General features: G+C 36.5%; 17 protein-coding genes, 1 tRNA gene and 1 riboswitch. Of the genes, 13 read left to right on the top strand and 5 right to left on the bottom strand.

Translation table 11 applies throughout. From position 1 onward, the window contains the following. Window positions 1–41: 41 nt before the first annotated feature. Window positions 42–3,863, bottom strand: a complete 3,822-nt coding sequence (locus FLUTA_RS05290; RefSeq protein ID WP_013685831.1) for a hypothetical protein — start codon at window positions 3,861–3,863, stop codon at window positions 42–44. A 231-nt stretch (window positions 3,864–4,094) separates the two neighbouring features. Further along, window positions 4,095–4,167 (bottom strand) — tRNA-Phe (locus FLUTA_RS05295). A gap of 92 nt (window positions 4,168–4,259) precedes the next feature. On the opposite strand from FLUTA_RS05295, the gene FLUTA_RS05300 reads away from it, so the two are divergent. From FLUTA_RS05300 to rnhA, 9 genes are all read left to right on the top strand, one after another. Continuing rightward, window positions 4,260–5,009 carry a type III pantothenate kinase gene (locus FLUTA_RS05300; protein WP_013685832.1) on the top strand — a complete coding sequence of 250 codons (750 nt, stop codon included), beginning with the start codon at window positions 4,260–4,262 and terminating at the stop codon, window positions 5,007–5,009. After that, the gene (locus tag FLUTA_RS05305) at window positions 4,978–6,333 is read left to right on the top strand and encodes a porin family protein (RefSeq protein ID WP_013685833.1); all 1,356 of its coding nucleotides are present in this window, start codon (window positions 4,978–4,980) and stop codon (window positions 6,331–6,333) included. Before FLUTA_RS05300 ends, FLUTA_RS05305 begins: the two co-directional genes overlap by 32 nt. Then, window positions 6,334–6,879, top strand: coding sequence for an LPS export ABC transporter periplasmic protein LptC (gene lptC / locus FLUTA_RS05310; RefSeq protein WP_013685834.1), 546 nt, complete (start codon window positions 6,334–6,336; stop codon window positions 6,877–6,879). It begins immediately after the preceding gene. An 8-nt stretch (window positions 6,880–6,887) separates the two neighbouring features. Then, window positions 6,888–7,106 (top strand): hypothetical protein, encoded by a 219-nt coding sequence (locus FLUTA_RS05315; RefSeq protein ID WP_013685835.1) that lies wholly within the window; start codon window positions 6,888–6,890, stop codon window positions 7,104–7,106. A gap of 95 nt (window positions 7,107–7,201) precedes the next feature. Then, complete coding sequence (locus FLUTA_RS05320; RefSeq protein ID WP_013685836.1) at window positions 7,202–9,667, top strand: DUF5686 and carboxypeptidase regulatory-like domain-containing protein; 2,466 nt, start codon at window positions 7,202–7,204, stop codon at window positions 9,665–9,667. A 135-nt stretch (window positions 9,668–9,802) separates the two neighbouring features. After that, window positions 9,803–9,927: riboswitch (SAM riboswitch) on the top strand. Between the two features lie 58 nt (window positions 9,928–9,985). Continuing rightward, on the top strand, window positions 9,986–10,993 hold the full coding sequence (locus tag FLUTA_RS05325) for a homocysteine S-methyltransferase family protein (RefSeq protein ID WP_013685837.1): 1,008 nt from the start codon (window positions 9,986–9,988) through the stop codon (window positions 10,991–10,993). Continuing rightward, complete coding sequence (metH, locus tag FLUTA_RS05330) at window positions 10,990–13,656, top strand: methionine synthase (protein ID WP_013685838.1); 2,667 nt, start codon at window positions 10,990–10,992, stop codon at window positions 13,654–13,656. Before FLUTA_RS05325 ends, metH begins: the two co-directional genes overlap by 4 nt. 110 nt (window positions 13,657–13,766) lie before the next feature. Then, window positions 13,767–17,483 (top strand): PKD domain-containing protein, encoded by a 3,717-nt coding sequence (locus FLUTA_RS05335; RefSeq protein ID WP_013685839.1) that lies wholly within the window; start codon window positions 13,767–13,769, stop codon window positions 17,481–17,483. 403 nt (window positions 17,484–17,886) lie between these two features. Beyond that, the gene (gene rnhA / locus FLUTA_RS05340; protein ID WP_013685840.1) at window positions 17,887–18,360 is read left to right on the top strand and encodes a ribonuclease HI; all 474 of its coding nucleotides are present in this window, start codon (window positions 17,887–17,889) and stop codon (window positions 18,358–18,360) included. Here rnhA and FLUTA_RS05345 read toward each other — a convergent pair. The 3 genes from FLUTA_RS05345 to FLUTA_RS05355 form a co-directional block, all read right to left on the bottom strand. Then, on the bottom strand, window positions 18,357–19,028 hold the full coding sequence (locus FLUTA_RS05345; RefSeq protein WP_013685841.1) for a CTP synthase: 672 nt from the start codon (window positions 19,026–19,028) through the stop codon (window positions 18,357–18,359). The two genes, rnhA and FLUTA_RS05345, sit on opposite strands and share 4 nt — an antisense overlap. A gap of 59 nt (window positions 19,029–19,087) precedes the next feature. Beyond that, window positions 19,088–19,732 carry a hypothetical protein gene (locus FLUTA_RS05350; protein ID WP_013685842.1) on the bottom strand — a complete coding sequence of 215 codons (645 nt, stop codon included), beginning with the start codon at window positions 19,730–19,732 and terminating at the stop codon, window positions 19,088–19,090. Between the two features lie 227 nt (window positions 19,733–19,959). Next, complete coding sequence (locus FLUTA_RS05355) at window positions 19,960–20,277, bottom strand: hypothetical protein (protein ID WP_013685843.1); 318 nt, start codon at window positions 20,275–20,277, stop codon at window positions 19,960–19,962. 199 nt (window positions 20,278–20,476) lie between these two features. Between FLUTA_RS05355 and FLUTA_RS05360 the strand changes: the two genes are divergently transcribed. The 4 genes from FLUTA_RS05360 to FLUTA_RS05375 all read left to right on the top strand — a co-directional run bounded on the left by FLUTA_RS05360 (window position 20,477) and on the right by FLUTA_RS05375 (window position 26,387). Further along, entirely contained in the window at window positions 20,477–21,772 is a 1,296-nt protein-coding gene (locus tag FLUTA_RS05360; RefSeq protein WP_043023650.1) for an aminopeptidase P N-terminal domain-containing protein, read from the top strand. Beyond that, on the top strand, window positions 21,772–22,521 hold the full coding sequence (locus FLUTA_RS05365; protein WP_013685845.1) for an alpha/beta fold hydrolase: 750 nt from the start codon (window positions 21,772–21,774) through the stop codon (window positions 22,519–22,521). Before FLUTA_RS05360 ends, FLUTA_RS05365 begins: the two co-directional genes overlap by 1 nt. Before the next feature lie 165 nt (window positions 22,522–22,686). Then, on the top strand, window positions 22,687–23,472 hold the full coding sequence (locus FLUTA_RS05370) for a LytR/AlgR family response regulator transcription factor (RefSeq protein ID WP_013685846.1): 786 nt from the start codon (window positions 22,687–22,689) through the stop codon (window positions 23,470–23,472). Then, the gene (locus FLUTA_RS05375; RefSeq protein ID WP_013685847.1) at window positions 23,469–26,387 is read left to right on the top strand and encodes a sensor histidine kinase; all 2,919 of its coding nucleotides are present in this window, start codon (window positions 23,469–23,471) and stop codon (window positions 26,385–26,387) included. The genes FLUTA_RS05370 and FLUTA_RS05375 overlap by 4 nt, the downstream gene beginning before the upstream one ends. The last annotated feature ends 21 nt before the right edge of the window (window positions 26,388–26,408 follow it).

Here is a 26,408-nt window from a genome sequence, read left to right on the forward strand (position 1 = left end):
CATTTGGAACGATTTTAGCAAAAAATTAGGAAATTCCTAAATTAAATTGAATTTTCTTCGTCATTAAGTTTTTCTCTTAGGATACTATTATTAGTATACTCAATCATTCTTTCAGCCCATTCTTTAACTTCATACAGTGGATGATTCAATAAAAGTTCTAGTAATCTTTTTTGTCTTTCATAATATGGAACTGAAGACCCCACACTTCCGAAAGTACCCATATTTGCAGATAATTCATTCAGTACACTTTTCTGATCGCCGAATTCATCTATAACACTTTTTGTAAATGAGTGCCATTGCACTTCAGTTGCATCCTTTTCTAGTAATGGCATCATATTGGCAATTCTTTTAGGAGCAGTTTCCTTGTTTTCACGCATCCATTGAAGTATCTGAACGTTATGTTCGTCTGTGAATAATTTGCTTGGATGTTCCCAACTTCCATTGCGAGGACCTAATAGGTTTTTTAAATGTAAAAATGTCAAAGAGTTTCCAATAAGCCCTTTCCCCAGAATGGGCCAGGAGGAATTAAAATATTTTTCTATAAGAATACTTATCACTATTCGAATGTAAGTTTCCATCGAATAATTATATGAGCGAACAGAACAAAATTCTAAAATCTGGTTAGCTATAATTTCTGCGAAAATAATATCTTCAGATTCATTCAATAATTTTTCGACACAATTAGACCAATGATATGACTCCATCCCTACACCTCCGTCTTCATTAACTATCATGTTGTCACTTGAAATCAATTCCTTAACATAATCTTTGCATTTTTTCCAATTATCCTCATTACTATATGAATACATAAAAATCAAAGAAAGTGCTGTCCATCTTCCCTCATTTCCAAATTGAGCAATTCTTTTACATAACTCTATCGTTTCTTCAGCTAAAAGGTGCTCCAATGCCCTTCCATATTGAAAACTCTTAAAATAACCAACGGTAATTTCTTTGCCATCAATTATTTCAAATAATCTATTTAAATCTTTCAAACTAGCATCAAGTAAGCGCATCAAGTAAAAAGCATATCTATTAAATGATAAATTACTTAATACCTTCTCCAATACTTCTGAACTAATTTTATCATTATCCGCACCAACTATAAATCCACCAATAAGTTCAATATTTCTTTTCTCTTCCGAAATAGTATCCAAACTCTCAAAAGCAAAATTTATAAATCCAGACCTTTCTGATTCAGGATATATTTTACCTAGTTCCCGACCAAAATTAAACGCTTGCCGCTGTTCTCCCTGAAGAAGATTAGGTAAGTATGATAACCATTCTTCTTTTTCATTAATTAATCTGTTAGCCAATTTTTCGGCATTAATTCTTGGTCTATCGATTAAACTTTCTTTGTCATATTTCTCCAGTTGAAACCATTCTGGCTCCGTTACACAAAGAAATAATTGATCCTTTATATCTTCTGATTTTAGAGAGTTAATAACTAACTCAACTTTTTGAAGCGTTTCGAAATTAAGTTTTTCAAATTGAATTGTACTTTTTAAGGCATTTAAAGCGTCCCCCCATAAATCAGATGAATTTTGTTGGATCTTAGTAACTATTTTAACAACCAGATCAACTTCTCCATCTCGAATTAGCGTTCTAAATGATTGAACGAGTTTTTCCTTTGCTAACTTCTTGTTTAATTCGTCATTGAGGGCAATATCTAATAAGATTGTGATAGATTGTTGCCAAAATTCAAGAACTTCACTCCAAATAGGTTCATTATCCCTCAGTCTTGGGCCACTACCTTGTTGATCAGCTCCACCCATTCGAGTATAATTATTATTAAACAGACTGCGACCAAGAGCTAAAACGATAATTCGATTAAAATCCGAATCCTTCTTAGACAATCCATATTTTATAACCTCTAATCGTTCTTGCAAATTAGCTTCTGTCCCTGATAGCGCTAATTGAAAAAGTTGAATAAATTGGTTAGTTGCATTATTTCCCCAAGTTTCATTTTCAGACACTGCAAAAATCATCAAAATTTTAGCTGCAATTGGAAAAGCGTCTTTACGAAAACAAAGCTTTTCTAAAGACCAGACTAAATTTCGACGACCTTCTATAATCTGGGAAATTTCTTGCTTATTCATTTGACCAAAAGCATTCTGTAAAGCTTTCGATGTAGCAATCGGATTCACTTCTACAACGTAGCGAAAGAGGAGTGAACCCCAACTTGTATTAAGAACTTCCGCTGTCCCAAAAGGGCTGTTTGGCCCCCATAAGTCTTGAACAATTTGTTGTGCTTTATCGGCTTGATCTAGGTCTTTTAGTCTTTCGACAAATTTCTCGGCAAGTGGAGCGCCTTTTAAGGTTGTTAAAATCGATTCTATTTTAGCAGGAGGAGTATTTGATAACCAATCAGTGGCAAGTGTTATAGCAAGTGTGGTAGGTTTTACCATGTATTGAGTTCCTCTCTTTTCTATAATATCCTTGTCCTTGTATTTTTTACATATTTCATAAAACTCTTCAGAAGTAACTTGTTGACCACTGTAAACATTTGTTCGAATAAATTCAGATTGATCCTCAAGGTTTTTTTGCTGTACCGTATCCAAAATTGGTCTTAATTCGTCATCTAAGAAACCGAATGTAGAAAAAACAGCACACGCTCTTATAACATTATACTCAATTCTATTTTCATCAATTCCATTAAACAATAATTTCACAATAAATTCTCTTGGTAAAATGCTTGTAAAATCGTCGATACCAGTTTCTTTAATCGTTTTGCAAAACCGTACTGCCATCCAAGGATAACCCTCACAAACATTATTTAAATAATCAATATCACTTTGCCCATGGGACTCTCCTAACATTTCTTTAATAATCTCCCTAACAATGTCTTTCTGATTAATTCTATCAACTTTGAACGATTGACTCTCCTGTGTTTCGGAAGCAATATCAATTGTAATCAAACTGAACTCCCCCATTGTTTTAACTAAACCAGACAAAACAGTATGTGCAGTTTCATCACAACTGTCGACCACTAAAATTCCATTTTGCCTGGTGTGAGAAGTAATATAATTTGCTATATCTTTTAGTTCTCCATTAATACCTATTTCAAAATAAACTGTTTGTTTTCGAAGAGCTTCAATAACATCATTTTCGCTTCTAAAAGCTTCTAATACCAATCTAGTTTTTCCAATTCCAGAATGCCCTATAATCCTGATCGGTTTTTTCGATTTTACAGAATCTATAATAGCATTGATATTTTGAATTGTTTTTTCATTCGTTTTAAATGAGACTTCAGACCCAATTAAGGAAGCTTGCCACTCATCCCAAGTTCTAAAACCTGGTCTTGAAATATCATTAAACCCTTGGACAAGTGTAACAGTAGAGATATTTTCATTTACCCAATCCTTGATCGTATTAGAGTCGTATACTTCAATTTGAATTGTATCAAAATTTGGCTTTCCTGAATCCTCAATAGCTCTTCTAAAATTCAAAATTCTTTCAGCTTTTAATTCAGAATTTAGATTCTTATTAGTGAATAAAATATAGCAACCATCCGAGTCAATAAGTTCTTCTACTCGATCCTTTAATTGTCGTGGTTGAACAATTCCACCGACTTCTATTTTTGGCTTCAAAATTTCCTCATAACAAGCTGTTGGTCCTAAAGTTGTAGCCTTGTTTTGAAAAATACAAAATCTCTGCTTTAACCATTTCGTGGACTCAATACCACCATCCCATTGAACACGACCATCGTCACCACCATCTCCAGTAGTAATATTAAAAGGAACTAAAACACTTCCTTGTATATCATTTTTTTGCAGTTCAATCTGCAATAGGGTGTGTAATAATTTAGATAGTTGAATATCTGTCAGGTGTTCAATGTGCTTTATATCGATTTCATTAATATTCATAAGCTTATTAGAAGAATAGTGTTTGTGACCACAATATAATTAAGATAATTAGACATAAGAGTTACTTATGCATAATTTCTATTCATGTTTGCTTCGAACCATTCCGAGCTGCAATGAAATTAAATGATCTTAGATGCAACATAATGACAGATCAAAATAAAATTCTTATCTAAGCAATAAACAAAAAGCCGCAGAACAAATTGTTCTACGGCTTTCGTCCTATTTAGTAAGTGGTGATGGAGGGAATCGAACCCCCGACACAAGGATTTTCAGTCCTTTGCTCTACCGACTGAGCTACATCACCATCCTTAATTGTGGGTGCAAAGATAGTAATAGAATTCATTCGACCTAAAAAAAAGTGAAAATTTTTCTAAATCAATCCTATCTTTGTACTGAATGGAACAGGGAAATAAATCAATTGTGGTCGATGCGGGAAATACCCGTATCAAGGTTGGTTTGTTCCAAGGACATGATTTACAAGAAGTTCATGCTTTTTCAAACGACGAACTGGATAAACTGAAGTCCCTGTTGATTAAATTCAAAAATCTTTCAGGAATTATTAGTTCGGTGCGTTCGGATAAAAACACCAAATGGCTCAAAGGATTACTTCCAAATGCGTTCCTATTCAATCATCAATTATCCATTCCGCTTACAAACAATTACGAGTCTCCAACAACACTTGGAATAGATCGCTTAGCAAATGCAATAGCCGCAGCAAATATTTCTGATAAAAATGCGTTAGTGATTGACATCGGAACGTGTATTAAATATGATTTTATTCGTTACCCTCAAATTTATGAGGGCGGAGCTATTTCTCCCGGAATCGAATTACGTTACAAATCCATGCACCAATTTACAGGTAAATTACCACTTGTAGAAGACCGGATTCAAGGCCCATTTGTGGGTAAAAACACCCTTGATGCCATGAGAAGTGGTGTTATAAATGGAATGCACTTGGAAATGGTTGGTTTTATTGAAGAATACAGACGACTTTACCCCGAATTAACAATTTTTCTCACGGGTGGAGACAGTCAATATTTTGAATTAGGTAATAAATATGGCATATTTGCCGACGAGAATTTAACCTTAAAAGGATTATTAATAGCACTCATACATGCCCAAACAACTTTTTCTTCTAGTAATTAGTACTATTCTATGCCATTTTGCGTGGAATCAAACAGCATCATCATCACCATATAGTACTGCGGGTATCGGCGAAGAGGGAGGACTTCAAATTGCACAATTTGGAGCAATGGGTGGTATTTCAAGTATCGGATTTGACTCTACATTGATCAACACCTATAATCCTTCAACCTATTCTCTTCTTTCTCCTGGACAACCCTTATTTTCAGTAGGTGTTAGCACAAAACTGTCTACTTATTCAAATAGTATTGGAAGTTTTAATGGGAGAACAACTGGTATTTCAGATATTTCAATGGCAATTCCTTTTGGAAAGCGATTTGGAATTGGACTTGGATTAAAGCCTTTCACGCGCAAGGGATATAACTTGAGCCAACGATCTTATGTCTATGATGATTCTACTACGTATAGCTACAAAGGATACGGATCAACAAGCCTTTTATTTGTTGGGGTTTCTTACGCAATCATTCGAAATGATCGATCCATTCTAAGTGTTGGTGTTAACCTTGGGTATTTGTTTGGAGCAGTTACAAACGAACGATCAAGTATTTTTGATGCAAACAAACCTTCTGGTGGAGTAGATCAAACGAGTTTTAGAATGAAATCACTCTATTATTCTTTTGGAGCAAGTTATCAAAGAACTCTTGGTTATGAGAAAAACAACCAATTGTATTTATCTGCTGTTTACACACCACAACTTCAAATAAACACACATCTTGATTACGGATTGTATTATGCTGATGATGTTACGGATGAAAATACCTATTATGACACCATCATGAGCATTACCAATAACAAAGGAAAAATAGCTTTCCCAAGTAAGCAGACGTTTGGAGCTGGTTATTCTTTTGGACCTAAAAGTTCAAAGGTTGGGGACGGTATGAAATATCAGCTTGGACTATTCGCAGAAGTTGATTTAATGCAATGGAAATCCTATTCGGAAAACTTTACCAGTCATGAAAGTTCAACTTTCTCAAACACCTTTGTTTCAAAATTAGGGATTCAATTCATTCCATCCACTGATTTTACGAAAAAGGCAAAAGGTATCAAGTATTTTTCAAAAATTAAGTACAGAATTGGAGGACAATATGGCTTATTGCCAAACACAATCAACGATAGACAATTAAAAACTGCTTCCGTGACAGCTGGATTTGGTTTTCCATTCTTAACGCATAAAACGAATTCCTCTTTAAATATTAGTTTCCAATATGGTTCAAACGGAACAGGGAATGCTGCTGATTTAAAAGAGCGTTTCTATTCGATTAGCCTTGGAATTATCATCGCTCCATCAAGTTACGAAAAATGGTTTAAAAAGTATAAATTGGATTAAATGGGATTCAAACAAACATTCAGTTATTTATGCCTTGCATGTTTATTGGTGTTTAATTCCTGTGTCAACGATTTAGACAAAATCAAGAAAATTACTTTTAAATCTTCCGACCCAGAACAAAAAACAGAAGAATTATATCTTTTACAAACGGAAGCTGGTTTTCCTCAGTTCAAGTTATATGCACCTCTTGCAGAAGCTTATTCAACTCCTGAGAACATCACAAAATTCCGAGAAGGTGTAAAAATCGAATTCTTTGATGATGCTGGAAATTTAGAATCCGTTTTGACTGGTTTGTATGGGGAAATAAATGAACAGAAAGGAACCATGCGCGTGCTAGACTCCGTACAGTTACATAATCCATCTCGCAAGCAAACTATGTATACCGAAGCTCTATACTGGGATCAAAAAGATAGTCTTATCTTTACGGACAAAATGGTCATGATTAAGAGTCCAACTGAATTAATCTATGGAAAAGGGATACGTGCAAAACAAGACTTTTCCAATTATGAATTCTTGGAACCACAAGGCCGTATTTCAACTAAATAATACAGGAAATGAAAACATACAATCGCATCATGGAGCTATTTTGGCTGTCAATTGGAATCATTATCACAATCATGGTAACTGTTATGTGTTTGAAAGAAAACTTCAGCAGCTGGGCAGTTTATTATGTGTTTGCTTTCATGGCTTTTGGAACTTATCTGATGAGACGCTTTATGAGAAAACGCATGGAAAAACACCAAGCATTTTTAAACGGCAAGGAGCAGAAATAACCGTTCATCAAAGCATAATGTGGTTTCGTATGATTTTCAACCAATTAGCACGCTAAATTCCGTATTTTCGTTTTACCAATATACTCCAGGTTAAAATGAAGCTTTTGAAGGGTTGTTACCTACTCATTCTTATCGTTTGCCCTTCCTATTTATTTTCCCAATGGAATTTAAGCGGAACGGTTTTGGATGAAAAAAAAACACCTATTCCCTTCGCCAATGTTTACATCAAAAACAACACAGATTTAAGAACTCAAACAGATGCTGAAGGAAAATATTCTCTCCAGTTATTTGATGGTGAGTATTTTATTATCGTAAACGCAACAGGTTACCACGAAAGAGAAACCTATGTAGTGATATCAAACAAAAGTGCGGTAAAAGACATTCAACTATTTCCTCAAAAAATCAATGATTTAGAAGAAGCTGAGATTTCCGTAAAAAGAGGAAATCCTGGGAGAGATATCATGCTCAAGGTTGTCAAAAAACGAGATCAAATAAATCCATGGGCATACCCACATTCTGTCGAAGTTTATATCAAAGCCACAGAATCTATTGAGAGAAAGGAAAAGGACTCTAAAAACGAGAAACAAAATTCTGATCCTTTTGAAGAAGAAAAGCGAAAATTGACCCAATTAGCTGGAAATATGAATATCGCAGAAATCCAATTAACGCGAAATTTTGCTCCGCCAAATAAGGTAAAAGAAATTCGCAATGCTTACGAACTCCGGGGAAATGATCGAACGCTTTACTACACCACCACTGTCAAATCCAACTTCAATTTTTTTCAGAACTTACTCTATCTTGAAGATTTGCACAGCACTCCTGTAATGAGTCCAATTTCAACGCCTGGAATTTTATCTTACCGTTACCGATTGGAAGCGCAATACGAGGAAAATGGACGAAAAATAAACAAGATCAAAATTCTTCCTCGGATGAGTTCAACATCCACACTCACTGGATACATTTATGTCATCGATTCCACTTGGCTCATTCAAAAGCTCGACTTAACGATGGAAAAAGGAAACTTGTTCATGTACGATTACTTTTCAATCCACCAAGAATTTGACACTCCGGGAGATTCAATTTGTATCCTGAAAGAACAAGTATTGAATTATGGGGTCAAATACAAAAATGAAACTTCTACCTGCAAAACATTTGCTCAATTCAATTCCTATAACTTCCAACCCAATTTCTCTGCTCGATACTTCAACAATGAGTTATCCGTTACTACAGAAGAAGCTTACGAAAAAGACTCCACTTACTGGAAAAATCAGCGTTTAGTTGATTTAACACCTGAAGAACAGCGTTTTATTTTAGTTCGAGACAGTATTCACGATGCTTTGAATCGGAAAGAATACTTAGATTCCATCGATAAGGTGTTCAATAAAGTTACTTTCTTGAAAGTTGTTTGGTTCGGAGTCGAACATCGAAATCGCGCAAAAAAAACACAATGGAGTATCAATTCTCTTGCGGCTATTCTAAGACCATTATACCCTGCAGGACCGCGTGTTGCACCAGGTTTCAACTACTTTAAGAAATGGAAAGATCAGCGAACATTAGATGTCAATGCAGAGATTTCTTATGGATTTCTCAATCATGACATTAAAGGCAATACCTATTGGAATTACCTCTACAATCCCTTTAAACAATCGCGGCTCCTGCTAGGGTTTGACCATGATTTTGATGCCATTGTTTCCTATGATGCGATTACCCAGATCTATAAACGAAGTAATTTTATTGAAGCAACAAAACTTACAATTGGGCAAACCCAAGAATACATCAACGGATTATATGTCGACTTCAACCTCGAATTCTGCGAACGAAGATCCATCAACGGATACAAAAAAATGGGATTCCTTGACGCGGTTATTCCCAATGATGATTTCAAACCATTCGAAGGTTACCAAGCTTTGCTTGCAGATGTCACGGTAAGTTACACTCCTGGACAAAAATACATGCGCGAACCTCACCGAAAAGTAGTGCTTGGATCAAAATGGCCAACTGTTTACGCGTATTATCAGCGTGGAATTCCCAAATTATTTGGAAGTGATGTTGACCACGAATATGGATTGCTCGGTATTTATCAAAATTTCCAATTGGGAACATTCGGAACATCCTCTTATCACATCAAATCTGGCAAATTCCTGAGTTCGAAAAATCTCAAAGATGCCGATTTTAAATACCAGCGAAGAAGTGACCCTATTTGGTTCTCCAATCCTCTTAGCTCATTTCAGAATCAAGACTCATCATTGCCATCTAGGAATTACTACATCGAAGCACATTTTATTCATCACGACAATGGTTCCATCATGAATAAAATTCCATTTATGAAGAAAACAGGAATTGGAATTGTTTTTGGTTGTGGATTCTTATACGTTGCTGAATACAATTGGAAACATTACGAGATTCTTGCAGGATTAGAACGCAATTTCAAATTTTCAAAACGAAGACTTCGAATTGGATTGTACGGTGTCTTCTCCGACGGAAACAACATTACTCCGAGATGGACAGGGAAAATTTCCTTTGCCGTATTGGATGACCGAAATATGAAATTCAATTTTTGATCGTACCAAAAATAAATATTGTAGGCACGCGATGCCTCGCATGCCTACTTTCATGTTTCGTGTCTCAACCAATTTTCTGTCATTTCCTTTTCAAAGTCAAATCTACTCCGTATCTTTGCGCCAGATCTTTGATATAACTTATGAAGAAAGGTGGAGGGACAGGCCCTATGAAACCTTGGCAACCTGCCAATCCAATTATTTTGGAAAGGAGAAGGTGCCAAATCCGATTCATCAGCTGAGGCTGAAGGAAGAGATAAGTATCAAGTAGTTTTTTGGCTACTTCCCCAACTTCATAGTTAGCAAAGCAACAATAAGGCTATGAAAGACATCAAGCAATTACTAAAAGAACGAATCCTCATTCTCGACGGAGCAATGGGAACAATGATTCAACGCTATAATTTGGACGAAGACGACTTCCGAAAAGGATGGTTTGAAGATCATCCCCACAAATTAAAAGGAGATAACGACCTTTTGGTGTTGACTCGTCCAGATATCATTAAAGAAATTCACGCGCAATATTTAGAAGCTGGGGCCGACATTATTGAAACCAACACCTTTGGTGGAACAACTGTTGCTCAAGCCGATTATCACTTGGAGCATGCTGTTTACGACATCAACTACCACGGAGCAAAAATAGCCCGTGAAGTATGTGATGAATTCACAGCTAAAGAACCCCATAAACCACGTTTCGTAGCAGGTTCCATGGGACCAACAACAAAACTAGCATCCATGTCTCCAGATGTAAATGATCCTGGATTTAGAGCAATTACCTTCAACGAATTAGTTGTTTCTTTCAAAGAGCAAGCAACTGGTTTAATGGACGGAGGTGCCGATTTCTTATTGGTAGAAACAATAACGGATACCTTAAACTCAAAAGCAGCAATGTTTGCCATTGATGAATTGAGTGTGGAACGCGGAATCGAAATTCCCATTATGATTTCTGGAACCATTACCGATCAAAGTGGACGAACTTTAACAGGTCAAACGACTGAAGCATTCTTGGTTTCCGTTTCTCACATGCCACTTTTGAGCATTGGACTAAACTGCGCTTTGGGTGCAGATGCCATGAGACCCTATTTACAAATTTTGTCCAATCAAGCTCCGTTTGCCATAAGCGCTCACCCCAATGCTGGTTTACCCAATGAATTCGGTCAGTACGATGAAACGGCAGAAATGATGGGAGAGCAAATTGAAGAGTTTTTGCAAGAAGGATTGATCAATATCATTGGTGGTTGTTGTGGAACAACTCCCGAACATATTCGCAAAATGGCTGAAATTGCCTCAAAGTATTCACCACGAAAAATTAGCGAAACAGCAAACGCATGAACAATTTACGCTTATCCGGCTTAGAAGCAATTACCATAACACCTGAAAGTAACTTTACCAATATTGGTGAGCGAACCAATGTAACTGGTTCGCGTGCTTTCTTGCGCATGATCAAAGACAACGATTACGAAGCTGCTTTATCCGTAGCTCGTGAGCAAGTGGAAGGTGGTGCACAAATCATCGACATCAACATGGATGAAGGAATGATCGATGGCAAGGAGGCGATGGTGAAATTCTTAAACCTCATCGCAGCTGAACCAGATATTTCGAAGGTTCCAATCATGGTAGATAGTTCCAAATGGGAAATTATCGAAGCTGGTTTGCAATGTATTCAAGGAAAAGGAATCGTGAACTCTATTTCGTTGAAAGAGGGCGAAGAAAACTTTATCCGTCAAGCAAAATTGATTAAACGTTACGGAGCTGCTTCTGTAATTATGGCTTTTGACGAAGATGGTCAGGCAGACAGCTACGAAAGACGTATCGAAATTTGCGAACGTTCGTACCGTATTTTGGTAGACATCGTAAAATTCGCACCCGAAGACATTATTTTTGACCCCAATATTTTTCCTGTCGCTACGGGAATGGAAGAACACAACAACAATGCGCTAGATTTCTTCCGAGCAACCAAATGGATCCGTGAAAACCTTCCCGGAGCGCACGTTTCAGGTGGAGTTTCAAACGTTTCTTTCTCTTTCCGCGGGAATAATCCTGTACGTGAGGCAATGCACTCCGCATTTTTGTTTCATGCCGTTAAGCACGGAATGGATATGGGAATTGTGAATCCTTCTATGTTGGAAGTTTACTCGGATATTGACAAAGAATTATTGGAACGCGTTGAAGATGTTCTTTTAAATAGAAGAGATGATTCTACAGAGCGACTGTTAGATTTTGCAGAAACATTCAAAGGAGAAGACAAGAAAAAAGAAGTTGCCTTAGAATGGCGAAATGCTCCAGTGAATGAAAGACTTGCTCATGCATTGGTAAAAGGAATTGTGGATTTCATTGATGAAGATGTGGAAGAATGTCGTCATCAATTTGAAAGACCAATTCAAGTGATTGAAGGCCCCTTGATGGATGGAATGAACATCGTGGGAGATTTATTTGGAAGCGGTAAAATGTTCTTGCCTCAGGTTGTAAAATCTGCTCGTGTTATGAAAAAAGCCGTAGCCTATCTCTTGCCGTTTATTGATGCAGCAAAAGATGGAAAATCAAGTTCTGCTGGAAAAGTAATTATGGCAACTGTAAAAGGAGACGTTCACGATATTGGAAAAAACATTGTTTCGGTTGTACTTAGTTGCAACAATTACGAAATTGTAGATCTTGGTGTGATGGTTCCTGCTGAACGAATTATTCAAGCAGCCATTGATGAAAAAGCAGATGTGATTGGATTGAGCGGATTAATTACTCCTTCATTGGATGAAATGGTTCACATGGCCAAAGAAATGGAACGCGCCAATCTTTCCATTCCATTGTTGATTGGTGGAGCAACGACATCAAAAGTACATACCGCAGTAAAAATCGAACAAAATTACACCAAAGGACAAACCGTTCATGTATTGGATGCATCACGCTCAGTAACCGTAGTAGAACAATTATTGGGTTATAAAAAAGAACAATTTGTAAAAGACATACAAGCAGATTATGCACGTCTTCGAGAACACCATGAAAAACACCGTGGGGCAAAACAAGTACTTTCTTATGCAGATGCATTGAAAAATAAATTGGTATTGGAATTCAATGGGGAAACAATAAAAAAACCAAAACAATTAGGTGTTCAAGTAATCGAAGAACAAGATTTGGCGCTATTGGTTCCATATATCGATTGGACTCCTTTCTTCCAAACATGGGAATTACATGGGAAATTTCCACGTATTTTGACAGACGAAGTAGTTGGAAAAGAAGCAACACAACTTTATGCCGATGCGCAAGCCATGTTGAAACAAATTGTGGATGAAAAATGGCTCACAGCCAAAGCAGCATTTGGTATTTTCCCAGTAAATAGTATTGACGACGATATTGAAATTTATTCAGACGAACAACGTACTTCCGTTTTAGGAATTCAACATTCACTGCGTCAGCAAACCAAAAAAGCAGCAGGACAACCCAATCTTTCTTTAGCAGATTTCATTGCTCCAAAGGAAAGCGGTTTGATTGATTATTTGGGAGCTTTTGTTGTAACCGCTGGACATGGAATTGAAGAACATGTAAAACGTTTCGAAGCAGATCACGACGATTACAATTCCATCATGATAAAAGCGTTAGCAGATCGTTTCGCAGAAGCATTTGCTGAATTTTTACATGCGAAAGTAAGACGGGAAACTTGGGGTTATGCCAATGATGAAACCTTAGATAACGACGCACTCATTGCTGAAAAATATATAGGAATTCGACCTGCACCTGGTTATCCCGCTTGTCCAGATCATACAGAAAAACCAAACTTATTCAAATTACTCAACGCAGAAGAATTAAGCGGAGTTTCATTAACAGAAACTTTAGCCATGTGGCCAGCTGCATCTGTTTCAGGTTGGTATTTTGCACATCCAGATTCAAAATATTTTGGACTTGGCAAAGTAACACTGGATCAGGTAGATAGCATTTCTACCAGAAAAAACATGGATATAAATCACATGAAACGTTGGCTTTCAAGCAACCTTCTCGATTAAATTTGCATCTTTACATAGAAGATTAACGACTTAATTAGCTTATTGTTAATAACTTAACGCTTCGCTAACATTAATCTCACATTGTTGTTAACCTTGAAACTATACTAAGTATGCGTTTAGTGCTTTTATTCCTAGTCATTTCCACTTTTGGATTTTCTCAAACACCACCAACAGCTCAATTTACGGCATCGCCATTGATTGTTTGTTTGGAGGAAAACATTCATTTCACTAGCCAATCAACGGCTGGTAGCTCACCAATCACTTCCTATTCTTGGGATTTTGGAGACGGAAATGCATCAACTACTCAAAATCCAAACCACGTCTATAGCGCGCCAGGAACTTATACTGTAACATTAACAGTGCAAGCTTCCAATGGTCAGGCCGATTTCGAATTGAAGGCTGCGTATGTGAAAGTAAATCCAAAACCAACCCCAAACTTCACGCTAACACCAAATGGTTGTAGCTTGCCAGTAAGTGTTAGTTTCTCCAATACAACAACTGGAGCCTCTTCTTACGCTTGGAACTTTGGAAATACGCAAACTTCTACTTTACAAAATCCTCCTGCTGTTAACTACACCACTGCTGGAACATACAATGCAACATTAATTGCTACCAATAGTTTTGGATGTAAGGATACAATTGTAAAACCGATTGTGATTTCTAATTTTCAAGCTGGAATAACTGCACCTGCAACTGCTTGTCAGAACACACCAGTTTCAATTACAAATAGCTCTACGGTTGGATCAAACACTTGGAACTGGTCTTTTCCTGGTGGCTCTCCTACTACTTCTACCTCCCAAAACAACACGATTGTGTACTCAACTCCGGGAACTTACACCATTAGTTTAACGACTCAAAATACAAGTCTTGGATGCTCAGGCTCAACCACCAAACAAATAACGATATTGCCAAGACCAGTTCCTTCTTTCACGGCCAACCCAACAACAGGTTGTGCGCCACAAGGAGTTACTTTCACCAATACAAGTCCCAGTGGAACGAACTTTCAATGGACATTCGGAGATGGCTCCACTTTCACTGGACAAAACCCACCGATTCATACGTATCAAAACAATGGAACTTTTAACGTAACATTGACAATGACTGGAGCAAATGGCTGTCCAGGTTCAATTAGCTTAAATGCAGTTACGCTTACTCCTCCGGTTGCAGGTTTCACCAGCACAGACACTGCAGGTTGCGATCCGCTCACCGTTACTTTTATAGATACTTCATCAGCAAGTATTCCAATTACAAGCTGGTTATGGACTTTTGGAGATGGAACTACTTTTAATGGGCAAAATCCACCACCTCATATTTACAACTTGGGTGTTTACACTGTTTCGTTGACAATCACTACTCAAACGGGCTGTCAAGGAACAATGACTATTCCGGCTTATATTGAAGTAGGAAAAGTAGACTTAGTAAATTTCACTATCGATCAAACGCCAGAATGTGCGAAGCGATCCATCCATTTTGAAAATCAGTCGGTTGTTTTAACTCCTCATACTTCTGATGAAGTTACTTATCACTGGGATTTTGGCGATGGTGGAACTTCGGATCAAGAAAGTCCGGATTACTCCTATTCTCAAGATACTGGATTCTTTGACGTGAGGTTGATTGTAACCTTCAGAGGATGTAGCGATACGTTAATCATGCCAAATGCAGTTTATATCAAAGCACCTATCAGCTTATTTTCACCTGCTCAAACCTTATATTGTAATCCAAATAGCCTACCTGTCAATGTAGTTGTAAATGATCAATCAAAAATTGGAGCAATCCCAGATGATTGTTCGATGATATGGCGTTGGGGAGATGGTACAACTACCAGTTTTGACGATCCTGATTTTGATGATGCAAATTTAGGATCTACCAATCACAATTATTCCAATTATGGAACGTACACCATTAAGCAAGTGATTCACAATTTCACTACTGGATGTTCTGATAGTACTACTCAAATCATTCACATTTCGAGAACGGATGCTGTTATCGCAGGAATTTCTAATGATAGTGTTTGTGTAAATTCACCCATTTCACTTTTAGATAATTCCACATCATCTCATCCTTTTGGAACGTACTCTTGGAACATGGGTAATGGACAAACAATTACAGGTGCGAATCCAAGCTACTCCTATCCGAGTTTTGGAACCTTTGCAATTACTTTAACAGCAACGAATAGCGTTGGCTGTGCAGACAATGCTGTATTTAGTCCAATGACCGCATTAGCCCTTCCAATGGCACAAGTAACACCCAATGATAATGCAGGTTGCGCACCCTTTGTAGTGACATTTAGTAATGGCTCAAGTCTCCAAAACAATGGGGTTAATTTAGCATCTTTCTTGTTTACATTTAATGATAACAATACAACTCAATCTACTACAAATGTTGGAACAACAGTAAATCACACCTACAATACCGAAGGAACATTTACTGTTACATTGGTTGCTACAGATCAATTCGGGTGTATTTCTGCTCCAGCAACTACTTCTGTTTCCATCACAAAGCCAACGGCACTTTTCACCATTGATCCTGTAGTTTGTAATTTGGAAAATGTAAGTACCGTTAATGCTTCTTCTGGATTAGCGCCTGTAACTTACCAATGGTTTGTTGATGGATCGCAAGTAGGGACAGGAACCGATTATGCCCATGCATACAATGAACCTTTAAATGCTTCAACAGATCATTTTACACACGGATACGTTTTGATAGCAACAGATGCAAATGGATGTAAAGACACACTTTCATCCACTTTAACGGTTTCAACTCCTGTTTCAATTCCAAATTACACTTTTAGTGGAGCAGCAACAAACGCAAATGGAGACTATTTATGCCCACCAGTATTCGCTGCATTGACCGATCAATCATTATCATACGGAACCATATCAAATTACAGTTGGCTATTTGGAGACGGAAAAACTTCTGTATTAGAAAACCCGAACAATACCTATGTATTTCCTGGAACCTACAGTTTGAGTTTATCAATCACGGATGAATTTGGTTGTACATCTGATACAACTTATATTGACTATCTAACCATTTTCGGACCAGTTGCAAATCCTTCGTGGACACAAAATGCAGGTGGCTGCGGTCAAACTGTAGTATTCGATATCGGAGCAACTAGTTTCTTAGAAACCATCGTTTGGAATACGGGAGATGGCACACTCGTAAATGATTCAACAAACTTCACGTATAGCTATCACGATGTAAACACCTTCAATCCAACACTCACAGTAACAGATAGTAATAATTGTGAAGTGATTTACCCAATGAATCCAATTACAATTCCTGACGTTGGCTTAAACGCTTATTACGAAGTGTATCCTCCAATAATTGATTTAGGAACTACCGTTGAATTCGACGATCAATCGACCTCAGCTTCTGGAATTGTTGAATGGACATGGAATATGAATCCAAATCCGCAAATTGTTAATAATACGGGAGCATCTGTTACAACGAATTATTATTCTCCAGGAACATATACTGTGACCCTAATTGTTCAAGATGTGAATGGTTGTTTTGATACATACACCTCCTCCGTAAATGTTGTAGGAGATTTTGAAATGCCAAATATCATCACTCCAAATGGGGATGCGACAAATGAATATTTTTCATTCAAATACGACATTTTCAAGTCATTTGACATCGTTATCTTAAACCGTTGGGGAAATGTTGTTCACGAAGGTAAAAATCAAACCACAGGGTACTTTTGGGATGGGAAAACACAGAGTGGACAAATTTGCAGCGAAGGAGTTTACTTTTACAAATTAAATGGCATTTTAAAAGACAATTCTAATATCCAAAAAACAGGATTTGTTACATTAATTCGATAACTGGTTTCCGCTGAATTGGTAGAAATGGGTGAAAAACAAAAAGCAGTCATTGCTGACTGCTTTTCGTTAACCTAACCTAACCACTATTCACTGAATCAGAAACTGAAGATATCAGCTCCTTTTCGTGTACAAAGATGCTCATATAATTAGGTTAATCAAAATACTATTTTGATTAAAACACACCCAACTTGAAAATTAACCTTATATTATGAAACTAAAAATGATCCATTTATCGTCAAAAACGATACATTCACGACTTATTTAAGCACATTTATCCTTCTAAACTCTTGGATTCCTAAATAATTTTCCATGGTAAATTTTTAACAAAAAAGTACCTAAAATTGAAATTTTCACGTGTTCAAATATCTTTTATGTGAATGGCTGATTTTTATAACTTTGTAAAGTGTCAGCATTTATAGAAATATATACAGATGGTTCGTCTCGTGGTAATCCTGGACCAGGAGGTTATGGAGTAATTTTAAAATACAAATCTTCCCTAAAAGAACTTTCACAAGGATTTCGACTAACTACAAATAATCGAATGGAGCTTATTGCTGTCATAATAGCCTTGGAAAGCCTTAAAACCACTAGTATTCCTATCAAAGTATATTCTGATTCAAAATATGTAATCGACTCCATCCAAAAAAGATGGGTAAATAGCTGGCAATCAAAAGGTTTTGCGAAAAAGAAAAACAAAGATCTATGGATGCGTTACTTGAAGATTGAAAAGCAGTTTCAGATTGAATTCATTTGGGTAAGAGGCCATAATGGACATCCCGAAAATGAACGATGTGATATTTTAGCCGTTGAAGCTGCTTTGGGTAAAAATCTCATTGTCGATACTTACTTTGAAGAAGTTCAACAACACGAAGATTAGTTCGTTAGAAAACAAGATTTCACGAAAGTATATACCAAAGGATGTGGCAACTCTCGTGTTGAACTAATTTGGGGACAAAAACCACAAGCCAGAAAGAATTTTCGATTTTTTAAACTGATTATTTCAGGTTCTTCAAATTGATTGTATGCCTCAATATCCAAATCTGATTCTATCAAACTTCCAATTAACTGAGGATATAAGCTATATCTTGTTGCTGTAAGTTCTTCTGGATTTCTAGTTTCGTACAAATGAATTAATTCAGGTGAATTAGGAATAACAAATACACGCTCAAAATGATTTCCGTCTACCAGGTTATCAGAAATCAACTTCTCTCCATTTGCACTTAGATTATTGCGGTGAATCAACACATCAATCAATGCTTTATAACCTTCCCCAGTAATAAAAACTGGGGCATCTTGTTGCAACAATAAATCTACAACACCATTCAAATAGAACAAATTAAGATAAGGACCAGGGGCAAACCAAAAGCCATCATAATTAGACAATTGCTGAGCCTTCATGTTGATGACCTCATTAATCTTAATCCAATAATAGGAAAGCTCCACTTCTAAGAAGCGACCTGCATGATCGAGCGCCATATTAGTGGCATGATGAGTATTGAAGGTAAAATTAAAATCTCCAATAATTCCAATCTTCAGTTGTTGCATAAAAACTTTAATCTAAAAAGCCATTAGTTAGTTGACTAATGGCTTTTCTTAATGAGTTATTAACGTTGGAACCAACCTTTAAAAACCGCGTTTTGAATCGGTAATGAGAGCGTTATCGAATCATTCGGATCAGGAGTGGATACATCAAGTATATCTCGATATACGATACAATTAAACGTACATGTAAATTTCGAATAGTCACCCGATCCGTCAGATTCTTGAACAATCCCTGTAAAAATAGCATCTTGAGGTGTAGACGTCTCATCAGATTTCCAAACTCCCCCGTTACCATCTCTATAAGTAACGTCAAATCCATTTGTCCCATTATCTGAATAGGTTGGTGTAGTCGTTGAAGTAAAGAAAGTATTAAAAACGCTTAAGCTTGGATCTCCTCCTGAAGATCCTCCATCAAACAATGCAGCTCCAAGTCCAATTCTAATAGAAAGTAAATCCTCTGGAGATTTCATATCAGCAAAATAAGTTGCTCGTGAAGGCGTAGGAGAAGGTAAAATATATTTGCTTTTAGAAACATCTAAATAATACCCACCTACATTTTGAGTCAATTCTACTTGCGTTCCATTGATAAGACCAATAAAACTTGATTCCAAATCGACCCTCGGTGTTGGCGCTGGAATAATTTCATGCTTTGGACAACCCGCTAAAAACAAGGATCCAAATGCAAATAAGGCGATAATTTTTTTCATAGATACTATTTTTCAAACCAAATGGGTCTCTAGAACCCGAATCGAAAATAATATAATTTTCTAGATAAAAAAAATTTGAAAAATAGTTTGATGATTATCAACTGTCTGAATAGGAATCTAAACCCCAACTCATTTTGTTACAATTCATCAACCTGGGTAATGAAGGTGGTTGGTTTTTAACTGAAAAATTCATTTTTGAAAATAAAAATGACTAAAAATAAAAACTATTAAGCGCGCAATAATTTGTTCTCCTTCGGTAACGAAAGCAAGGGTAAAAAACAAGGATGCTCTTCTTTTGAAAGATCCATCGTATACACATAATCATCTGGTCCAAACTGAATAAAATCCATGTCATTCTCCATGTCAATTTCAAATCCACGAACTTCCAATTCACACAATAATTGATTGAAAGCTGACATACTTAAAAAGACCTCCGTATCATAAGATTCCTTATTTTCGAAAATTCTACACGTCAATTGCACTTCGGAAGAATTGCTTTCTAATTGGATGCGGTTTATTAATACACTGTCAAATAAAGTTTTCATATCATTGATTTTGATGATACAAATTTGCAGTCAGTAGTTCGTAAAGTACTTACGACCTACTCGATCCAGATGAAAATTTAAAAAAAGAAGTTAAAAAGACATGGAACGGAGACCGAGAGTAGTATTTTATTTTCACCTCCTCCTTTTCACTTTCACCTTCTTTTTCGTAATTTCACAACACCTTATAGATTTAAAGAACATGAAGTATTTCCAAATAAACAAAGATCTTTTTAGTCAGAATCGCAAGAAATTTGCTGCAAAAATGGCAAAAAACACATTGGCTGTTTTCAATTCGAATGACATTTATCCAGTTAGTGCAGATGGAACCTTGCCTTTCTCGCAACATAGAGATATTTTTTATTTATCAGGAGTTGATCAGGAAGAAAGTATTTTAGTTCTTTTTCCTACGGCAAGCAATGAAGCACATCGTGAAGTTCTTTTTCTGAAAGAAACCAACGACCACATTGCCGTTTGGGAAGGAGCAAAATTAAATAAAGAACAAGCCTTTGAAACCGCTGGAATAAAAACAGTTTATTGGTTGCAGCAATTCCCCACAATCTTCAAGCAATTAATGGCAGAAGCAGAAGGAATTTATTTGAATACAAACGAGCATTTACGTGCAGATACAACTGTTCAAACACGTGAAGACCGGTTTATTATCGAAGTAAAAAAGGACTATCCTGCGCATCAAACACATAAAAGCGCGCCAATTATGCATCAGATACGCTCGGTGAAAGAAAAAATCGAATTGGAGCTAATGCAAACCGCATGTGACATTACTGAAAAGGGATTTAGAAGAATTTTAGGATTTGTAAAGCCTGGAGTTTGGGAATACGAAATTGAAGCTGAATTCTCGCATGAATTTCTAAGAAACCGATCGAAAGGTTGGGCATACACTCCAATTGTAGCGTCGGGTAAAAACGCATGTGTACTTCATTACATTGAAAACAATTTACAATGTCAGGATGGCGATGTCATTCTTCTAGATGTTGGTGCTGAATATGCTAATTACTCATCGGATATGTCGCGCAGTATCCCTGTAAACGGGAAATTTACGCCACGCCAGAAAGACGTTTACAACGCGGTGCTACGTGTCAAAAATCAAGCTGAAAAATTACTAGTTTCAGGAACGATGATGGCGGAATATCACAAGGAAGTCGGACGATTGATGGAATCTGAATTACTCGGATTAAAGTTGTTGGATCAGACAGACATTAAAAATCAAGACCCTAATTGGCCAGCTTACAAAAAGTACTTCATGCATGGAACATCACATTTCCTTGGACTTGACACGCACGATGTTGGTTTATGGAATGTTCCCATTGAGGCAAACATGGTATTTACGTGCGAACCAGGAATTTACATTCCAGAAGAAGGTTTAGGCATTCGTATCGAGGATAATTTAGTCATTCAAGCAAGCGGAGAACCGTTTAATTTGATGAGAAATATCCCTATTGAAGTAGATGAAATTGAAACATTGATGAATCAAAAATAATGGGAGATGAATTATTGAATTACAGGGTTTCTGGAAATGGAAATCCTGTAATTTTTTTACATGGGTTCATGGAAGACTTGAGTATGTGGGATGAAGTTATTCCTCATCTTTCCATCCAAGCAATTTGCATCGATTTACCTGGACATGGCTTAAGTTCTGTAGACTTAGATTCAACACCTTCTATTTTATCAATGGCAAAGGAAGTTGAAAAAATAATCACTCTAAAAAAAATCCAACAAGCTATTGTTGTAGGCCATTCAATGGGTGGATATGTCGGAATGGAGCTCATGAAACTCGTTCCAACTTTGGAGCATTTAATTCTTTTCCATTCGCACCCTTGGAGCGACTCAGAAGACAAAAAAAGAGATCGTGAACGCGTAGCAAATTTGATGCTCACAAAAGCCTCTGTTTTCATCCGTGAAGCTATTCCAAACTTATTTCACAATCCGACTAACTTTAAAAATGCTATTGAATACTACATTCAATTAGCAGACAAAATGGATCCAAGAGCAATTGGTTGGGCAGCATTGGCTATGAAAAATCGATTTGATTTGGCGTACATCATGGAAAAGAAGCCAGAGAAATTCACTGTAATCAGCGGGGAAAATGATAAATTAATCCAAGTTTCCTTACTTGATTCTTTTTGCAAACAAAACAAAATCTCGTCCATTATCCTTCCAAATGTTGGGCACATGGCCCATGAGGAAAATCGAGAAGAGGTGATTGCATTATTGAATACCATATTTTAACTAAATATTCTGCAAAAAATAAATAATTTTAACGGTATTAACTTTTGATTGTAATCCTTACCCGCATTTTTTAACGGTTAGAAATCCAGTGTATTCTGTTTCAAAAAAGACACTGGATTTATTAAATCATGTAAATTTCGGTAAGAACAAATAACAAACTACATTATGGAACCGAAAAGACTTCGCGCATTAGTCATTGATGATGAAGAATACGCTCGCAAAAATTTAATCATGATGCTAGATGATTTCTGTCCAGAAATCGAAGTCATCGGTGAAGCTTCTGGTAAAGATCAAGCAAAAGCATTGATTACGGCAAGTAAGCCTGATGTTATTTTCCTCGATATTCGTATGCCCAGTGGAGCTGAAGGATTTGAATTGCTGGAAGAAGTCGAAGAGAAAAATTTCTTAGTAGTATTTGTTACAGCATTCAAAGATTATGCAATTCGCGCTTTCAATGCAAGCGCGGTTTATTACCTCTTAAAACCAATCGATATTGATGATTTAAGAGTCGGAGTAGAAAAATTAGTGGAAGCAAACACCGTTTTCGCACAAGATCCTGAAAATTATGTCACTTATTTCAGAAGTTTGCGCAATTTATCGGATCAATTACTTCGCAACAAACCCAATAATAGAATTGCGATTAGTCATACAAAAGGATTGAAAATTGTAGAAGACAATACCATCTCTCATTTGGAAGCTAGTGGAAATTGTACAACCATCTATTTCAATGATGGAACACGTTATTTAGATACCCGAACATTGAAAATTTATGAGAATATCTTAAATCCAGCAAAATTCTTCCGAGTTCATAAATCACACATCATCAATTTAAACAATTTGGCAGAATACGTCAATGATGATGGGCATTTTGCAGTTCTTAAAACGGGTTTACGTATTCCTGTTGCAAGAAACCGAGTAACAGACTTCGTTAAAATGTTGAAAGAAGGATGAAAGGAATCATATCAATAATCTTTAGCGCCATTGCTTCTTGTATAATGGCGCAAGATTATTCGTTCATCACCTATTCGAACAGTCAAGGTTTACCTCAATCACAAGTTCAATGTATCACACAAGATGAAGAGGGGTATTTGTGGGTCGGAACATTGGGGGGACTGGCCAAATTTAATGGAAAAACCTTCACCACATTCCCCTTGGAAAAGGGTCTTTTCAATAACCGTATTTCCTGTTTGCAAACCATTCAAAAAACAATTTGGGTGGGTCATGAAGGAGGAATTACGGAAATCAAAAACAATCAAGCGAAAACCTATTCGCTCGGTGAGCAAGATAAAACAGTAAGCGTTACCGATTTTTCATTCTATCAGGGAAAAATCGTGGTTTCAACTGAGGGAAGTGGTTTATACATCATTTCAAACAATCATATTTCTAAAATTACTTTACGAAATGAAGATGCTTCAACATGTCGGGATTTAGAGATCATCAATAATAAATTATACATTGGAACCAGAGACGGTCTTTATTTCACCGAAGACTTAACCAATTTCAATCGAGTAGACGCTTTTAAAAATCGCAGTATTTCAGGAATAGCCCGAACTAATAATCACGTTTATATTGCTACTTTTTTCAAAGGATTATTCAAAACCGACTTTTCGTTACAAAAATTTGATTCCATCCCTGTTCAATCAGAAGACCTATACATTAGTGCAATAAATAGTGACAAATCGAACCAGTTATGGCTACTTTCAGCCGAAGGAGTGATTCGAATATCTCCCAATAATAAACAATTAGTGCTTACAGAGGCAAAAGGGCTTCCAGTGAACACACTCAATTGTTCTTTTCAAGATAAAGAAGGGAATGTTTGGTTTGGTAGCGATGGAAAAGGATTGATTCGTTTTGCCAATCAAAATTTACAAATTTACTCTACCAAAACAGGAATGCCTTCCGATTTGATTCTCTGTGGTCAAAAAATTCATTCGAACAATTATTTATTTGGTTCTTACGACAAGGGAGCTTTCAAAATGAACCTAAATGGCCTTTGTGAAAAAGTTCCGATCCCTGCAACTACGATTTGGGATATCGAATACATCAATGGAATTGCTTGGTTCGCAACAGACATTGGCGTTTTTAGATGGGATTTCAAAACTGCTCCAACCACCTACAACTTTTACAACTATTCGAATCCATTTCGAGTTATCAAACGGTTCAAAAACAAGCTCATTGTAGCAGGTGAACAAAACATTGGATACATTGAAAACAATGTTCTCCATAAATACCCTAATTTTAAATTTAACATTAACCAAAACGGGAATATTCGGGATATTGCATTCTATTTTTCAAACATTTTAGTAGCAACTTCCAAAGGGTTGTATGAATTAAACTTGGCGAAAAACAAACAAACTCTCCTAAAAAATTTCAAAGCCAGTATTTCTTCCATTGAAATTGATGCCGACAATCGTATTTGGATTGGAACAGAAAACGGATTGGTTATTTTTGATGGAATAAACTACACAACTGTTTCGTATAGTGCAAAAAGTGGTGCGCGATTCATCAACTTCATTCATCGGGTCGAAAAAAACATGTATGTCGGAACAAATGATGGATTGTATGTTTTTGAAAGCTCCGAGAACACTCAAAATTTAGTAAAACATATTGGAACCAATAACGGATTGATCAATTTAGAATCCAACATTAATTCATCCATGTTCGATGATGACAACTTTTGGTTTGGAACCAGTGATGGATTAGCAAAAATAAACCTACATTCTGACAGAGCAAACTTTACAGATTTCCCGCCAAAACTAAACATTGCACGCGTTTTGGTCAATTACCGAGAGATCAATCCTTCCGAGTTATTTCAAGGCTTGAATCTCTATTATTCGAAAAACAATTTGATTATAGATTTGGACGGAATTTCCATGGAAGATCCCGAATCTGTGACCTTTCAATATTGGCTAGAGGGAGAATCCGACAAGTGGTCTCCCCCTACCCTTAATCCAACAATTATTCTTTCCAATTTAGATGCGGGAGACTATATTCTTCGAATTAGAGCCATTTCAGGAACCAAAAAAATTTCCAATTTACTTTCCTTTAACATTACCATTACTCCACCTTTTTGGAGAACTTGGTGGTTTTATTTGATTGTTTTTGTAGCAATCGCATTTGGCATTCGGTACTATTTCAGATTGCAAATTAAACAAGAAAGAGATCGCAATTACAAAATAAATTTAGAGAATAGATCCCGACTACTTACCCTGGAACAACAGTCTTTAAATGCGAGTATGAATCGTCATTTTATTTTCAATTCCTTGAATTCGATTCAATATTTCATCAATACACAGGATAAAATTTCAGCAAACAGGTACTTAACTAGTTTTGCCAAGTTAATTCGGAAAAACTTGGATAGCGCTGCAGAAGGAGATAATGTGGTAACACTTCATCAAGAATTAGAAAGGCTTGAGCTCTATTTATCACTTGAAGCAATGCGTTTCAAAGACCGTTTCACCTACAGAATAGACAATCAAGATATTGATTTAGAACAGGTAAGCGTCCCGGCCATGCTGTTGCAACCATTCGTTGAAAACAGTATTATCCACGGTATTTTGCCAGATGAAACGAAACCAGGAGAAATTCTAATTACAATCAAGGCAATTGGAAATCAACTGGAAATTTGTATTGATGATAATGGAATTGGAATTGACTTCAGCATGAAGAAAAAAGCCCAATTTAAAGGTGATCATAAATCTCAAGGAATGGAAATAACGTCTAAGAGAATAGATCTCATTCGGGAAATTTGGAACAAAGATTATGAACTAATTGGACCCTTTCAAATGATGAATTCTGACCGTTCAATCAAAGGAACGCGCGTTTTAATCAAAATTCCGTATGAAAATTTGGAAATGAATGATTAAATAGTTTATATTTGTTCAGTA

Source organism: Fluviicola taffensis DSM 16823 (assembly GCF_000194605.1).
Taxonomy (GTDB): Bacteria; Bacteroidota; Bacteroidia; order Flavobacteriales_D; family Crocinitomicaceae; genus Fluviicola; species Fluviicola taffensis.